General features: G+C 59.3%; 13 protein-coding genes. 5 read left to right on the forward strand and 8 right to left on the reverse strand.

Features of this window, described 5'->3' with window-relative positions:
* The first annotated feature begins 1 nt into the window (after position 1).
* Entirely contained in the window at positions 2-622 is a 621-nt protein-coding gene (locus B0E33_RS29545) for a LysE family translocator (RefSeq protein ID WP_228148153.1), read from the forward strand.
* Positions 623-645: 23 nt separating this feature from the next.
* On the opposite strand, the gene B0E33_RS29550 is transcribed toward B0E33_RS29545, so the two are convergent.
* From B0E33_RS29550 to B0E33_RS29585, 8 genes are all read right to left on the reverse strand, one after another.
* Entirely contained in the window at positions 646-2,640 is a 1,995-nt protein-coding gene (locus B0E33_RS29550; protein WP_077294297.1) for an alkaline phosphatase D family protein, read from the reverse strand.
* A gap of 202 nt (positions 2,641-2,842) precedes the next feature.
* The gene (locus B0E33_RS29555; RefSeq protein ID WP_023001418.1) at positions 2,843-3,670 is read right to left on the reverse strand and encodes a carbohydrate ABC transporter permease; all 828 of its coding nucleotides are present in this window, start codon (positions 3,668-3,670) and stop codon (positions 2,843-2,845) included.
* Positions 3,667-4,548, reverse strand: coding sequence for a carbohydrate ABC transporter permease (locus tag B0E33_RS29560; protein WP_023001417.1), 882 nt, complete (start codon positions 4,546-4,548; stop codon positions 3,667-3,669). The genes B0E33_RS29555 and B0E33_RS29560 overlap by 4 nt, the downstream gene beginning before the upstream one ends.
* Positions 4,549-4,638: 90 nt before the next feature.
* Positions 4,639-5,910, reverse strand: coding sequence for an extracellular solute-binding protein (locus B0E33_RS29565; RefSeq protein WP_077294300.1), 1,272 nt, complete (start codon positions 5,908-5,910; stop codon positions 4,639-4,641).
* A gap of 74 nt (positions 5,911-5,984) precedes the next feature.
* Positions 5,985-7,055 (reverse strand): ABC transporter ATP-binding protein, encoded by a 1,071-nt coding sequence (locus B0E33_RS29570; protein WP_077294303.1) that lies wholly within the window; start codon positions 7,053-7,055, stop codon positions 5,985-5,987.
* A gap of 13 nt (positions 7,056-7,068) precedes the next feature.
* Positions 7,069-8,580 carry an arabinosylfuranosidase ArfA gene (gene arfA / locus B0E33_RS29575; RefSeq protein ID WP_023001414.1) on the reverse strand — a complete coding sequence of 504 codons (1,512 nt, stop codon included), beginning with the start codon at positions 8,578-8,580 and terminating at the stop codon, positions 7,069-7,071.
* A gap of 151 nt (positions 8,581-8,731) precedes the next feature.
* On the reverse strand, positions 8,732-9,661 hold the full coding sequence (locus B0E33_RS29580; RefSeq protein ID WP_023001413.1) for an ArsR/SmtB family transcription factor: 930 nt from the start codon (positions 9,659-9,661) through the stop codon (positions 8,732-8,734).
* 168 nt (positions 9,662-9,829) lie between these two features.
* Complete coding sequence (locus B0E33_RS29585) at positions 9,830-10,735, reverse strand: LysR family transcriptional regulator (RefSeq protein ID WP_055660965.1); 906 nt, start codon at positions 10,733-10,735, stop codon at positions 9,830-9,832.
* A 182-nt stretch (positions 10,736-10,917) separates the two neighbouring features.
* Between B0E33_RS29585 and B0E33_RS29590 the strand changes: the two genes are divergently transcribed.
* The 4 genes from B0E33_RS29590 to B0E33_RS29605 all read left to right on the forward strand — a co-directional run bounded on the left by B0E33_RS29590 (position 10,918) and on the right by B0E33_RS29605 (position 15,017).
* Positions 10,918-11,961, forward strand: a complete 1,044-nt coding sequence (locus tag B0E33_RS29590; RefSeq protein WP_031269507.1) for an ABC transporter substrate-binding protein — start codon at positions 10,918-10,920, stop codon at positions 11,959-11,961.
* A gap of 4 nt (positions 11,962-11,965) precedes the next feature.
* A complete protein-coding gene (locus B0E33_RS29595) occupies positions 11,966-12,763 on the forward strand; it encodes an ABC transporter ATP-binding protein (protein WP_055660967.1) in 798 nt (265 codons plus the stop codon).
* Complete coding sequence (locus tag B0E33_RS29600) at positions 12,763-13,572, forward strand: ABC transporter permease (RefSeq protein WP_077294306.1); 810 nt, start codon at positions 12,763-12,765, stop codon at positions 13,570-13,572. Before B0E33_RS29595 ends, B0E33_RS29600 begins: the two co-directional genes overlap by 1 nt.
* A 77-nt stretch (positions 13,573-13,649) precedes the next feature.
* Entirely contained in the window at positions 13,650-15,017 is a 1,368-nt protein-coding gene (locus tag B0E33_RS29605; protein ID WP_077294308.1) for an FAD-dependent oxidoreductase, read from the forward strand.
* Positions 15,018-15,022: the final 5 nt, after the last annotated feature.

Genomic DNA, 15,022 nt, shown 5'->3' on the forward strand with positions numbered 1-15,022 from the left:
CGTGTCTCTGGAAACCTGGCTTGCCTACACACTCGCTTGTGTCGTTCTGACCATCATTCCGGGACCGAGTGTCATGCTGGTTGTCGGGCAAACCTTGATGCGCGGCAAAACCGCTGCTGTGATGTGCATTCTCGGCGACGTTGTCGGAAGTATCGTTCTGACAGGCCTTTCCTTCGCAGGTGTCGGCGCCATTCTGGCCGCGTCCACGGTGCTGTTCCAGATCGTGAAATGGACAGGCGTCGTCTATCTCGCCTGGCTGGGGTACAGCCAGATCAGTGAGGCACATCGCGACAGCGTTTCCCTTGAACCGGACGTACGCATAGGGTCTGCGTGGGGCAGCTTCTGGGCAGGTACCCTGACGGCTATCTTCAATCCCAAGGCGATCGTCTTTTACATGGCCTTCCTCGCCCAGTTCATCGACCCGGCCGCGGACATGACGGTTCAACTCGTTGTGCTGACGCTGACCTCGAGCGTTGTCGTCATGGTGCTTCTGGCGGGCTATGCGTTGATCGCCGCGCGTGCGCGCAAACTTTTTCAGACACGCCTCGCCCGGCGCCGCATGGGCTATGCCGGGGGCGGGTTCATGATCGGTGGAAGTGCCTTGATGGCGGTAACGCGCTGAAGCAGCACCGTCCGCCGGAACGGTCAGTCGTCCCGGGCTTCGGCTTCACGGCGTTCAAACGACACCAGCGAACCGTCCGGCAGAACCTGGTGAATGTCGACGGGCGCGCCTGTCGCGTCCAGCTCCACGAGGCCGATCCCCGACGCGTTCAGGATCCGGCGGCCATGTGGCGTTCCAACGGGTTTGCGCGGAATGACACGCATACCACGGCGCTTGGTGAACCAGTTCAGCGGCGAACGGGGTGAAAAAGCCCATCGGTTGCCGCGATCCAGGATCTTGATCAGCTTGTCCGGCCATTTGTTCTTTATCCCGCTGCTGCAGATCTGCCAGATCTTCGGACCGTCGTCGGTTGCACCGGACAGGCTCGGTGCGGTCTGGCGCAGTTCGACGTCATAGACGAACGAGTAGTGCACATCGCCGGAGAGGATGACGAAGTGCTGGGGGGTGCCGCGGTGACCGAACACATTCAGGATCGCACTGGCGGTTCCCGAATGCGCCATCCAGTATTCCGCGTCGACAGTCAGCGGTTTGCCGGCCAGCGTGAACATCTTCTGCACCGTTTCGATCAGCTTGACGCCGAAGATCGGGGCAGCGGACACAAGAAGAACGGCGTCCTTGCCTTTCAGGTGGGTCTGAAGGTCGGTGGCCGCTTCCCAGTCCAGAAGGCCAGACGGATTATGCGCATTGCGTTCTGACCGCCAACGCCGCGTGCGCGTGTCCAGAACGATCAACGGCGGGGATGTCTGCCACTGGTAGTCCCACTCCTCGTATTCAAGCAGCGTGGTGATCGCGGTTTCATGCGCCTCGGAACCGGGATCGGCAAGCGCGGCCTTCACGGGCGGAAGAATGTCCGGACCGATCGTGCGTGCCCGGTTCCCCCAGGCCTGGTTCAGAGCATAGGCGACCAACGCATTGCCGATAACCCGGCGCGACAAGGGGTGGCTGTAAGCGGCCTGCTCCCACGCAAGCGACAGGTTCCAGTCGTCGGTGATGTCGTGATCATCAAAAATCATCGCCGTCGGAAGATGCGCCATGACCCGTCTGCAGGCAGGCAGATCTGTCCGGAAATCCTTTAGCGTTACCGTCTCTTCGGCGTACATCTCCGCGTCCTTGGCCTCCAGGCCTTCCGGCGCTTTCAGCTCCGGCATGCCTTGCCAGGACGCCGGCGACCAGACCAGCAGATACATGGCCAGCATTTCGCCGAGTGTGACGAGGTGGTTGCGGGCGTGCTGGGTTGTGAAAACCGGTTTTTCGGTGCCTCCGAACAGGACGTCGAACACGGTCTTGTTCTTGTAGACCCGGGGCAGAAGCGTATCGCGGTGATAGAGCAGGTTACCGACATTCCGCAGTTCGTTGCCCGACGCCGGCAGGCCAGGCTCAACGCCGTCCAGCGGTTCGTCCGGCAGGCCTAGTTTTTCGACAAGCAGGCTGATTGCCTGCAACATCGGTCCGGCAACGTCGTCGGCATAAACCTGGTCACCGCTCATCACAAGCAGCGATGGCAAGGCGGGACTGCCGGCTGTCGTTTCGCCCTCAGGGCCAAGGGCCTGCCTCAGGACCACGTCGGCTCCGGCAAGGCCGTCAGGGGTTCGCGCATGCGGCTTGCGGCAGGACCCGTGAAACAGGGAGGTGATACGGTCCGGCACCTTGAAACAGGGCAGGTCACGTCCCGGATAGCAGAGATCGGGCGCCCACACCGTGTGATCCTGCCACGCTGTCCCTGCTTCACCAGTCGGCTTGACGCTCAGGCGATAGGAAATCAGGACATCGATGGGGAGCGAAGTGCCCAGTTCGATATCGACGAGATGATAATAGAGGCTCTCTCCCGCCTTCAGAACCTGCCAGTCCTGGTCGCCGGTTTCATATGTCTGGTTAAGGTCCGGCTGTGCTTCGGGGAAAAACTCAAATCGAACATCGCAATGTCGGGATGTGGCGAGCCAGACGCTAACGTTGTTCGCCGTGACATGGCGCAGGATCGGTCCCGCCAGGACGATCGGGAGACCGGCTCCAACTGTCATTCTGAACTCCTCATCCGTCTGCCAAACACACACGGTGTGAGTGCTCAACTGTCTTCGTCATTCTGATCTTGTCGACGTAGACATATGAACTGCAGTGCCCGCATCCAAGTGCCTGCAGAAGACCGATTGCCCCGCGACATTGTTCGCGGGGCTGAAGAGTTTCAGGAAACCGGAAGAAGAAATGCTCCCGAAAGGGCAGGCTTCAGCCTTTCACGCCCGAGGAGATCATGACGGCTTCCGTCACCTTCTTCTGGAAGATCAGATAGGCAACGGCGACGGGCATGGCACCCAGAAGCGCGACGGACATCAGACGGGCGTAATAGACGCCAAAGGCATCGTTCACCTGGGTGATCCCGACCGGGATCGTCATCTGGTTCTCCGTTGTGATGACGAGGAAGGGCCAGAGAAACTGGTTCCACGCCATGATGAAGGTGATGATCGCCAGAGCGGTCGTGATGCCCCAGTTGAGCGGCAGGTAGATCCTGAACAGCAGCGTATAGTCACCGCCGCCATCCAGGACGACGGCCTCGCGCATTTCCTTCGGTACGGCGTCAAAGAACTGCTTGTAGACGATGATCACCACCGGAACGATGAGCTGCGGCAGAATGATGCCGGCCCAGGTGTTTATCAGGCCCATGTCGTTCATCAGGATGAACTGCGTCACCACAAGCGCCTGCGAGGGCACCATGAAACTGGCGAGCACCACGCCGTAAAGCAGCCTCCGGCCGGGAAACCGCATCTGGGAAATGGCATAGGCGCACATCATGCCGGAGACAATGACAACCAGCGTGATGATCACGGATGTGCCGATGGAGTTCCAGTACCAGTTGAGCAGCTTGGTATCGAACAGAACGTCGATATAGGAGGTCAGGTTGAATTCGTCCGGAATGACACCCGCGCCTTCGCTGACGACCCTTTCCTCGGTGCGGATCGAGGTAATGAACGCCCAGTAGAGAGGGAAGATCCAGATGGCCGCGGCCAAGAGGCTGCCGATGCCCAGAACCCAGTTTTCCAGTTTGCGTGTCTTCATTGCTTGTTCCCTCCCGCGCGCAGCAACTGAAACTGCAGCACCGACACGACCACGATCAGCACAAACAGAACAAGGGCGATGGCAGAGGCATAGCCGCCGTGGTTCAACTGGAAGGCTTCCCGGTAGACCATCAGAAGCAGAACGTAGGACGAATTGAACGGTCCGCCGGACGACAACAGGTAGATCTGGTCGAAGATCTTGAGCTGCAGGATCAGCTGAAGGGTCAGGACAAGTGCGGTTACCGGCCAGAGCAGGGGCCAGGTGACCTTGGTGAACAGTTGCCAGCGTGTCGCCCCGTCCAGTGCCGCTGCTTCATAATAATCGCTGGAGATGTTTCGAAGGCCCGCGATGAACAGAAGCACGTTGAAGCCATTGGTCCACCAGATAGTCACCGTGGCGACTGTCGGCATGACCCAATAGGGGTTCTTGAAGACCGGTACCGGTTTACCGGTAAAGAACGCGAACACCGGCTGCAGCACGCCAAACTGGAAGTCCAGCATCCAGGCCCAGATTTGCGTCACCACCGACACGGGCAGAATGTAGGGAAGAAAGAAAAGCGCGAGGATCAACGCCTGAAGCGGCCCCTTGAGGCGCGTGATCATCATTGCAATGGCAAGGGCCAGTGCGGTTGTTGGAACGACGGTCAGGAGAACGAAATAACCGTTGTTCTTCAGAGATGTGTAGAAGAGGTTGTCGGTAAGCAGCCGTTTGAAATTGGCAAGGCCGACCCATTCCCCCGGACCGATCAGGGGCGCGTTGGTGAAGCTCAGCTCGATCATCCGGATCGTCGGATAGAGAAAGACCAGCACGAAGGTCAGGACAAAGGGCGCGATGAGCGTCATGGCGACCGCCACTTCCCTGCGCCGGTTGGTAATCATGGCCACTTGAATAATCGTCCTTTTCTCGCCGCAGGAGACGACTGCCGCATATGGTGTGCGTGCGGCAGGCGTCCCGGGCAAAGCCTTCGTCTATTGAAGCTTCGACTGAAGCTCGTCTTTCATCTGCTGTGCTGCCTGTGCAGGCTCCAGATAACCATGCATGGCGGGCGAGATGATGTTGATGGCTGCGTCATAGACAGGCGAGGCTACCCCTGCGATCGGCGACCTTGGATCGTAGGCCGCGGTTTCGGCGAGTGACGAATAGGTGGCGTTGGGTTCCATTTCCCCGAATTCATCGCTGGTCGCGACAGGCTTGTAGGCTGGAATATGTCCTGCCCCGGCCCAGGAGATCGAGTTCTTCTCCATCCAGCCGATTGCGGTCATCACCGCCGCGCGTTTTTCCGGGCTCATTTCCGTTCCCTGAGGAATGGCGAAGGCGTGGGAATCCGCCCAGGTGGCCGTGGTTCCAAGCAGCGTCGGAATTTGTACCGCACCCCAGTCGAACCCGAGCGTTCCCTTTTCCGCCATGTCGACCATGGTCGGCACTTCCCAGACGCCGTTCATGTGAAAAGCGGCCTTGCCGGACGTGAACAACGCAACGGAGGCTTCGTATTCGGCCTGCTCCGGCTGCCAGCCCTGCTTGTGCCAGTTAGTCATGATTTCGATGGCATTGGCGGCCTTGTCCAGATTGTCGCCTGCCAGAACCTCGCCATCGGTGATCAGCTCGCCGCCTTGCTGCTTGAGCAGGGTGAAGAAGACCCGGTAGGTGCCGCCGTCGTCACCCGTTGCGTAGGAGACGGGTGCTTCGGAGCCGTTTTCCTTGGCAAGCGCAAGCGCTTCCTCGAAATCGGCGAGGCTTTCAATGCCGGTCAGGTTGCCCTGGTCATCTAGGAAGCGTGATCCTTCGAAATAGGTCTTGTTTACGTAGAGCACGATCGCGTGGATATCGAACGGCACTGCGTGGAGCTTGCCGTCCGCATCGCTCGCGGCGGCAATGGCTGCCGGGAAGAAGTCATCCTTGCTGAGACCGGCGGCGGCAAGATCGTCATCACTGATCACGTCCAGCACATTTTCCTCAAGCCCGAGCGGCATGCGCGACAGGTGATAGGTCATCACGTCCGGGCCCTGGCCGACGGCAACGGAAGTGCGCACCTTGGTGTAGAAGGGCACGCCCCATTCCAGAGTGGTTCCGTTGATCTTGATGTCCGGATGCTCTTCGTTGAAGCGTGCGATCAACGCTTTCATGCGAACGCCGTCCCCACCGCTCAGAAAGTCCCACCAGGTGATGTCCTGCTGGGCAAATGCCGGCAGGCTGGCAAGGCTCATCGCCCCCGCTGCCAGAAGTGTCTTAAGGTATTTCATCGACTCTTCCTCCCGTATGAAAAACCGGCATTTCCCATCAAGGCCGGTTCAAAGGTACCAGGCAGACAGAGGGTCTACCGAATACGCTGGTCCTGCTCGTTGAAGACCAGAACCTGTTCCGGTGAGCAGGTGAGCTTGATTGCCTCACCGCCCCCGGCATGGCGGTTGCCGCGCCATTCAACGACAATCTCGCGGCCGTCCGGCATATGCGTGTGCAGGTAGGAAACACCTCCCAGGTCCTCCGCCATTTCCACGGTCACGGGAATGCCCGTGTCCGCGCTGGTCAGGTGTTCCGGACGCAGTCCGACGGTGACCCGGCTGTCGGCCGGAAGATCGCCGGAAACTTTCGCCAGCAGGACTGCGTCCGTTCCGTTGATGGCAATGCGCAGGCAGTCGCCTTCCCGGCCGAGCACTGTTGCCGGCAGAAAGTTCATGGCCGGCGATCCGATGAAACCGGCGACGAATTTGTTGTCGGGGTCGTCGTAGAGATCGAGCGGCTTTCCGGCCTGCTGCACGACGCCCTGTTTCAGGACGAAGATCCGGTCGGCCAGTGTCATGGCCTCCACCTGATCGTGGGTGACATAGATCATCGTCGCGCCGATCTGCTTGTGCAGCCGGGCAAGTTCCAGCCGCATCTGGACACGCAATTCCGCATCCAGGTTCGACAGAGGCTCATCAAACAAAAACACCTTGGGCTGGCGCACGATCGCCCGTCCGATCGCGACCCGCTGACGCTGGCCTCCGGACAGTTGAGACGGCTTCTTCTGCAGCTGTTCCTCAAGCTGGAGGATGCGGGCCGCCTCCATCACCTTGTTGTGCACGTCCTGTTTTGGCGCCCGCTTCAGACGCATGGAAAACGCCATGTTCTCGAAGACGGAAAGATGCGGATAAAGCGCATAGGACTGGAAGACCATGGCAACGCCGCGTTTGGCCGGTTCCTGCCAGGTCACATCGGTGCCTTCGATCGAGATCTTGCCGCCGCTTGTGTCCTCGAGGCCTGCGATCATCCTCAGCAATGTCGATTTTCCGCAACCGGAAGGACCGACAAAGACCGCGAATTCACCCGTCGGAATGTCCATGCTGACATCATGGATCACCCCGACCGGGCCGAAGACCTTGCGTATGTTGCGAAGCTGAACCCCCATTGCATGGATCCCCTCAGCCGACGCTCAACCGCAGGACATGATAGGAAAGCGGCGCAAGCTTGCCCTTGAGCTGACCATCCTCCACGCCAACGCCTGTCCCCTTGCCGGGAACCACGTTGTCCGGCTTGTCCGGACCGTTGGTGTCATTGAGGCCGTAGCCTTCCATGGACAGATGTTCGGCCAGGGACGGCGAGCCGAAACCCGTCAAGGACACGTCGAGATCGGCCGTTTCGGTCAGATGCCGGTTCAGGACGAAAAGCGTCAGCGTTCCTGCTGCCTTGTCGTGTACCCCGGCAACGTCGAGGTAGCAGACGTCGTCGGCAACGGAGCAGTCGTAGGTAGGTGCATCCACGGCAACGTTCAGTGCATCACCGCGGCCGTAAAGAGACGCGAACTGATAGGGGTAATAGATGGTCTGACGCCAGGCGGGACCGCCCTTTTCCGCCCGGATCGGGGCGATTACGTTGACCAGCTGGGCAATGCAGGCAATACGCACACGGTCGGAGCGGCGGATGAACTCGTTGAGCAGACCGGCGACGAAGAGGGCGTCCTCGAAGTTGTAGTTCTCTTCAAGCAGCGGGGGTGCTTCCGGCCAGTCCCATTCCTTGATGCGGCGGCTGTCGTCCTCGCGGATGTGGTACCACACATTCCACTCGTCGAAGCAGATATGGACGTCGTTCTTCGCACGCTTCTTGGACTTCACGTAATCGATGACACCGCCAATGGTCTGGATGTAGCGGCCGGTTTCCTCGATCTTGCCGAAGTAGTTGAGCGTGTCCTTGCTCTTGTTGCCGAAATACTTGTGAAGCGAGATGTAGTCGACGTTCTCGTAGCACTCTTCCAGGACTTCGCGTTCCCATTCGGGATAGGTGGGCATGCGGTCGTTTGAACTACCGCAGACGACCGCCTCGATTGTCGGGTCAAAGCCTTTGAACGCCTTGGCCGTCTCGTTGGCCAGCCGGCCGTATTCCGTGGCGACCTTGTGGCCGATCTGCCACGGGCCGTCCATTTCGTTGCCGAGGCACCACATCTTGACCCCGTAAGGATCCTCGCGGCCGTTGGAACGGCGCAGGTCGGACCATTGGGTGCCACCGGGAAAATTCACATATTCCAGGAAGTTGCGTGCCTCTTCCAGACCACGCGAACCCAGGTTGACGGCCAGCATCATCTCGATGCCTGCCTGTTCCGCCCAGATTGCGAAATCGTCGATGCCGACCTGGTTGGTTTCCTTGCTGCGCCAGGCAAGATCGAGGCGGACGGGGCGCTTGTCCTTCGGGCCGATACCATCTTCCCAGTTGTAGGCGGAAACGAAGTTGCCGCCCGGGTAACGAATGGCCGGGATCCTGAGGTCCTGTACGAATTTCAGCACGTCTTTTCGAAAGCCGTTGGCATCGGCCTGCGGATGGTCAGGTTCATAAATGCCGGAATAGATCGCCCGTCCCATGTGTTCAATGAATGCGGAATAAAGCCGCTCATCAATGGAACTGATCCGGAAATCCCGATGCACGGTGACGCGTGCCTTCATTCGCATTCTCCCAGAAATATATATCGAATAAATCGATATGAATCTTTATTTCTGATAAGAATGCGAGCTTGGCGAAAATTGTCAACTGGACAATGTTGTTGCGGTGCAACCAGAAGTGAATGTCCCCACGTCTTTTCAAGTGCAGTTTCGGTCAATTGCGGGTGTGCAGCCGCAAAATAATGTCCTGATCGTAATTGCCGAAACCGCGGCCGAAGACGTTGATTCCGCCCGGGTGCCGTCCTTCGGCCTTTACCTCGATCTTCAACCGAACCGACCGGTGTTCGTCGAGCTGGAGGTCTTCTGTCTTGATATCGGAGATCTTGTGACCGTCCACGAAGGTGCCGTTCCTGCCCACGCTCCAGGTCTTCAGCATGCCGTATTGCGAACCGGAAAGCTTCCACCAGTCGGGTGTGTAGGCCCCGCGCTTGTCGCCGAAATCACCCGGGGATGTCCAGACGCCGATCTCCTTGCCGTTGATCGACAGGACGATGTCGGAGGGCCAGTTGCTCATGGTGCCCGGCACCTCGGAACTCACCTCCATCACCACGTCCAAACCGTCGATCTGCTTGCCCGTCAGTTTGGCGTTGTTGGGGAACTGATATTCGACGAAGCCACTGGTAAACCACAACAAAGCCGTTTTCATCCGCTCCGGATCCATGAAAGTTTCCGGCACATCGAGAAGGCCGATGATCCCTTCTGTCGAGCAGATGCCGCAAGGCGCTGTGACGAGGCTGTTGGTGTAAAGGCCGAGCGGCATCGAAACTTCGATCTGGTTCGGCTCGATGCGTTCTTCCGACGAGCGGAAGGCCAGGATGATCTCGTCGTAGATGGCGAAGGTCGTCTTCTGGCTGCCCTTTTTTGCCCGCTGCACTTCCGTTCGCACCAGGCCTGCTTCTTCCAGAACCTGGATGTGGGTGGAGACGGAGGATTGCGGCATGCCGGAAGCTTCCGAAAGCGCGTTGATGTTCATCCCGGGTGTCCGAACCAGCTCCTGCAACAGGTGCAGGCGAGGCTGGGAAGCGATCGCCTTCATGGCGATCTTGTCCTTGACGGGATCGACGATCAGAAAATTTGCGCGCATGGGTTGTTCCCGGCTGTAAATCTGGAACAGCTATTTGTATCGCTTTTTTCGATAATTACAATTGCTGTTTCACTGCGCCGGTTCGCAAGACCGATTTGAACCATCCGGCAGACAGAGTGCAGTCCACAGACAACCGGTCTTCAGCTGAGAGACAGTGTTCTTGCAAACTCAGGAATCCAGCCGCAGCTGGGTGAGGGCGCGCTTGATTTCGTTGCCGAGCAACCGTTCAGGGGGCGAGATGCCGGAAGAGGCGGACATGACGACACCAATGCGCAGGTTGGACAGGATGTCATGCATCAGTGGCACGAAGCGGAGAATGCCCTGATCGATTTCGTCGATGAAACCGATCTTGGTGTAAAGGCCGAGGCCTCGGCCGGCCAGGATCATCTGTTTTGCCACGTGCAAGGTGTCGGTAAAGCAGTTGGTCGAGAGGGCGGAGGACATGCCCGAGATTGCCTGATCAATGATCGAATTGCGACCGCGCGCATCCACGGTGCGCACCATTTTCTGGCCGGAGAGTTCCTCTATGGCAAGGTTAGTTCGGCCTGCGAAGGGATGGTCGGATCGCATGATGATGCCGATCGGCGCGGTCTTGTCGGAGATTACCCGAACGTTTGGATGCAGATCGAAGGTGAAGGTAATGCCGATATCGGCAATCCCGCCTGCAACAGCGGTGATGATCTCGTCCGGCTGCGCAGTGGTGATCGAATAGGTGACCTGCGGATAGATCCGGTTGAAGTCGAGCAGGATACGGGGCAACAGGCCGTAGGTTACGGAATCGATGGCGGCAATGTTGAGGTGCCCGGACCGAAGGTCGCGGATATCGTCCAGCATGGTGCGGGTGCGTTCATAATCCTGCAGCGTCTTGCGGCAGTGTTCCAGGACGATGGCCCCCGCATCGGTCAGCGTCACGCCTTCGGGGGTGCGCTCGAACAGGCGAACGCCCATCTCGTTCTCGGTGCTGATGATCTTCCGGTTCACCGTGGTGGAAGACACGTTCAAAACCGCAGATGCCTTGCGGATGGAGCCCTGGCGGGCGACTTCGTCGAAATAACGCAGAAAATTCGAATGCACGATGTCCCCCCGGACAGAGTGGCAAACAGTGCATCACAAAGTGCGGTGCATTTAATGCATCACCGTTAGCATGTTTTTGCACTTTTTGCACCGTGCATCTTCCCGTTAGAGTTCACTGTGAAGTCGGCAAGGGGAACAGTCGGCCACAAACCGCCCAATCTCAAATGAGGGGGACCAACAGTATGTCATACCTATTCTCGAATGGATTGAACCGCCGCTCGATGCTCAAGACCATGGCCGCGGGCGCTGGTCTGGCAGGCGCCGGAACACTTGTGAATATCGTACCAGGCTTTGCTCAGGACACCTTCAAGGTTTCCATGCAGCTCGGCTGGCTGGCCGGTAACGGCAACCTGGGAGAAATCGCGGCCGACAAGCTGGGCTATTTTGCGGAAGAAGGTCTTGAATTCGAAATCGTGCCGGGGGGGCCGAATGTCGATGGTGTGGCGTCCGTCGCTTCCGGGCGATCCAATCTCGGCCAGGTGTCTTCTAGCCCCTCTCTCATGCTGGCGCGTTCGGCGGGCATTCCGGTGAAGTGTATTGCCGCCGGTTACCAGCAGCATCCATACACGTATTTCTCGCTCAAGAAGAACCCGATCAAGACGCCGCAGGACATGATCGGCAAGACCATCGGCACCCAGGCGACCGGACGGATCCTGTTCCGCGCGCTTCTGGCCAAGAACGGCATTTCCGAGGACCAGGTTGAACTGAAGGTCATCGGCAGTGACATGGCGCCGCTGCTGACGGGGCAGGTCGATGCGATTACTGGCTGGAAGACAAACGTCAACGCACTTTCGATCCTTGGGGACCAGCGTGTTGACATGTCCCTGTGGGATGCCGGCATCCAGCTTTATGCCAACCCCTTCTACACCACGGACACTGTGCTGAACGAGCATGGCGACAAGGTGCAGGCCATGATCCGCGCCATCTCGCGCGGCTGGGGCTGGGTTCGTGAGAACCAGGAAGAAGCCGTCAACTATCTGGTCGAGCGTCTGCCGAACCTGGACAGGGAAAGCGAATTGAAGGCGGTGCCGCTGGTGGTCGGATATTCCTTCAACGAAAAGACCGCCGAAAACGGCTGGGGCACCATGACCCGCGAAAACTGGCAGGCCCAGATCGAGACTTACGAAAATCTCGAGCAATTCGCGAACGGCGCGCCTGCCGTCGACGATGTGATGACGCTGTCGGTCCTGGAGAGCACCGCAGACAGCCGCCCGAAGGTCGGTTAAGGCCATGGAAGCGGTATTGGAAAATCTGGACGCAGGCACATTGGTGCCTGCAGCCAGCCTGCGCAATGCCTGGGTCAAGTTCGGTCAGTTCACCGCGATCCAGGACATCAGCCTGGAGATCGAGGCGGGAGCCTTCTATTCCATCCTTGGTCCGTCGGGTTGTGGCAAGTCGACCTTGCTCCGGCTGGTGTCTGATCTCATCCCGCCTGCATCCGGGGACGTGTCTATCTTCGGCAAGACGACCGAGGCTGCCCGCCTGGCACGGGAATTTGCCTTCGTGTTTCAGGACGCGACACTGCTGCCCTGGCGCACGGCCTTGGAGAACGTCCAGCTTCCCCTGGAAATGGGGCAGAGTCGTGGGATCCAGATCCCCGTCAGCGACAAGTCGCCGATGGAGTTGCTTGAGCTGGTCGGGCTCAAGGGCCGCGAACACGCACTGCCGCACGAGCTTTCCGGAGGCATGCGCCAGCGTGTGGCGATTGCCCGTGCACTGGTCTGCAAGCCGAAGCTGTTGCTGATGGACGAGCCCTTCGGTGCGCTCGACGAGATGACCCGCGACCACCTGAACCTTCAGCTTCTGAAGGTTTGGGAGGAAACCGGCGTGACGATCCTGTTCGTAACCCACTCGATCCCGGAAGCAGTCTTTCTGGGGCAGAAGGTGCTGATGCTCAAGGCGCATCCGGGCCGCCTGCACGAGATCGTCGATATCGATCTGCCATATCCGCGCACCACCGAGTTGCGGGATACGGCGGAATTCACCCGATACTCCGCGCATTTGCGCAAACTTCTGGAGGCGTGCTGATGACTGCCGTCGACGAAACGATGGGCATGCCGGTGGATGATGACGCTGCCGAAAAGGCCATGGCGCGCAGGGCACGGCTGACTGCTGTCGCGACGCCGGTGCTGACTGCGGTCGGCCTGATCGCCACCTGGGAAATCGGCGTCCGGGCCTTTGGAGTGCCGAGCTACATCGCCCCGGCTCCGAGCGAAGTCGCAACAACGCTGGTGACCGAATTTCCGCAGTTGATGCGGAACTTCTGGCCAACACTGTTCGAAAGCGTGCTCGGCTTTGTCGTCGGCAATGTGGCTGCAGTGCTAATCGCGGTCGCCTTCGTGCACAGCCGAATGGTGGAGCGGGCGTTCTTCCCGATCGCGGTGTTCATCAACACCATTCCGATCCTGGCCATTGCCCCGATCCTGGTTCTGATCTTCGGAGCCGGACTGACCGCAAAGGTCGTCATCGCTGCCCTGATCTGTTTCTTCCCGACACTGGTCAACATGGTGCGCGGCCTGCAGTCGGTCAGCCCTCAGGCGCTGGAGCTGGCACGGATCCTGTCCGCCTCCAAGTCGGAAGTGTTCTGGAAGATCCGCCTGCCGTCTTCGCTGCCGTTCCTGTTTTCGGCACTGAAGATCGCGGCCACCACCTGTGTCATCGGCGCCATCGTCGGGGAATGGGTTGGCGCGGATGTCGGGCTGGGTGCGTTGATCATCGATGCCACGTTCAATTTCCGCTCCGCCTTGCTCTACGCGACAGTCTTCCTGTCGTCGGGCCTGTCGGTGCTGATGTTTGCCGCCGTTTCCATTGCCGAACGCATGATCGTGCGGTGGTGAAGCGGATTTGAACCAAACGAAAATCTGAACTGAAACCGGGCCGTCGCTTGGCGGCCCAACGGGAGGAGTGCGCCGAAATGAGCACCAACACAACGCAGATTTCCTTGAACCGCAATGAGCAGGTTCCGGTCGTCGCAGACTGCGACGTGGTCGTCATCGGCGGTGGCCCCGCCGGCCTGAGTGCCGCCGTATCGGCTGCCAGAAACGGCTGCTCGGTGACCCTGCTCGAGCGTTACCATCACCTTGGCGGCATGGCCTCCGGTGGAATGGTTCTGGTGCTCGACGACATGGTCAACGAGGGCAACGAAATCGTCACGACGGGCATCGTCAACGAATTCGTCGACCGGATGTCGGCGCAGGACGGCGCAGTTTTTCCGCCGCCGGAAGATTGCCTGACCAACTGGGAAATGTGGAAGAAGTGGTCCCGTTGGGGCTGCATCGATTTTCACAAGACCGGCATGCCTCAGCCGATCATTCACGCAGTTGCCTTCGACCCCGATTGCTGGAAACGGGTGAGCCTCGATCTGGTGCGTGAGGCAGGTGTCAATTTGCGCCTGCATTCGTGGTTTTCCGAAGCAATGGTGGAAGACGGCCGAGTGACCGGCGTGATCTGCCAGACCAAGCTTGGCCGTCAGGCGATCAAGGCGAAGATGGTGATTGATGCCAGCGGCGATCTGGATGTCGCATCCTCCGCAGGCGCGTCTTTCCAGACCGGACAGTACATCGTCACGACCGTGTTCCGCCTGTGCGACGTCGACACGGACAAGGCCGAAGCCTTCGAGTTCGAAAATCCGGAAGAATACAAGGCCCTGGACCGTCAGGTGCGCCGAGTGATCGGTGGTGCCTGGGGCATGTGGTGGCTGAAGACGCCGCTGCCGGGCATCGTCTGGTGCAACTGCCCGCACATGCCGGGTTATGACGGCCTGTCGCCGGAACACATGCTTGCGGCGGAAGTCGAAGGCCGCGAGCGCATGATGAAGCTGCTTGCCTTCGTGCGCGCCAATTTGCCCGGTTTCGAAAACGCCAAGATGCTGGGTGCCGCGGAACAACTCGGCATTCGCCAGACCCGTCTGTTGCAGGGTGAATATGTGGTCACCCGCGATGACGTGCGCTCCCGCCGTCATTTCTCCGACAGCGTCTGCCGGGGCAGGGACTACTACACGCCTTACAGGGCTCTGTTGCCCAAGGGCATCGACAACATGATCGTTGCCGGTCGCCACTACTCGGTCGAGAGCGAAGCCCAGAAGCTTTCGCGGGAAATTCCGCCGTGCATGGCGCAGGGTGAAGCCGCCGGCGTCGCCGTTTCGGTCGCTCTGGAACAGAACTGTGCACTGCGCGACGCCGACGTTGCCACGATCCAGAAACGCATGCGTGCCCAGGGCGCCGACCCCGGCGACATCCCATCAGCAAATGCGCTCGTCGAAGGCACCGTCGCTGCAGAATAAAAAGG

Source organism: Roseibium algicola (assembly GCF_001999245.1).
GTDB lineage: Bacteria > Pseudomonadota > Alphaproteobacteria > Rhizobiales > Stappiaceae > Roseibium > Roseibium algicola.

Bases quoted from the DNA above. Each gene is read 5' to 3' on its own strand.
- B0E33_RS29555 (WP_023001418.1), bottom strand. From the start codon at position 3,670: ATGAAGACACGCAAACTGGAAAACTGGGTTCTGGGCATCGGCAGCCTC.
- B0E33_RS29605 (WP_077294308.1), top strand. From the start codon at position 13,650: ATGAGCACCAACACAACGCAGATTTCCTTGAACCGCAATGAGCAGGTT.
- B0E33_RS29580 (WP_023001413.1), bottom strand. From the start codon at position 9,661: ATGCGCGCAAATTTTCTGATCGTCGATCCCGTCAAGGACAAGATCGCC.
- B0E33_RS29570 (WP_077294303.1), bottom strand. From the start codon at position 7,055: ATGGGGGTTCAGCTTCGCAACATACGCAAGGTCTTCGGCCCGGTCGGG.
- B0E33_RS29600 (WP_077294306.1), top strand. From the start codon at position 12,763: ATGACTGCCGTCGACGAAACGATGGGCATGCCGGTGGATGATGACGCT.
- B0E33_RS29550 (WP_077294297.1), bottom strand. From the start codon at position 2,640: ATGACAGTTGGAGCCGGTCTCCCGATCGTCCTGGCGGGACCGATCCTG.
- B0E33_RS29590 (WP_031269507.1), top strand. From the start codon at position 10,918: ATGTCATACCTATTCTCGAATGGATTGAACCGCCGCTCGATGCTCAAG.
- B0E33_RS29560 (WP_023001417.1), bottom strand. From the start codon at position 4,548: ATGATTACCAACCGGCGCAGGGAAGTGGCGGTCGCCATGACGCTCATC.
- B0E33_RS29565 (WP_077294300.1), bottom strand. From the start codon at position 5,910: ATGAAATACCTTAAGACACTTCTGGCAGCGGGGGCGATGAGCCTTGCC.
- B0E33_RS29595 (WP_055660967.1), top strand. From the start codon at position 11,966: ATGGAAGCGGTATTGGAAAATCTGGACGCAGGCACATTGGTGCCTGCA.
- arfA (WP_023001414.1), bottom strand. From the start codon at position 8,580: ATGAAGGCACGCGTCACCGTGCATCGGGATTTCCGGATCAGTTCCATT.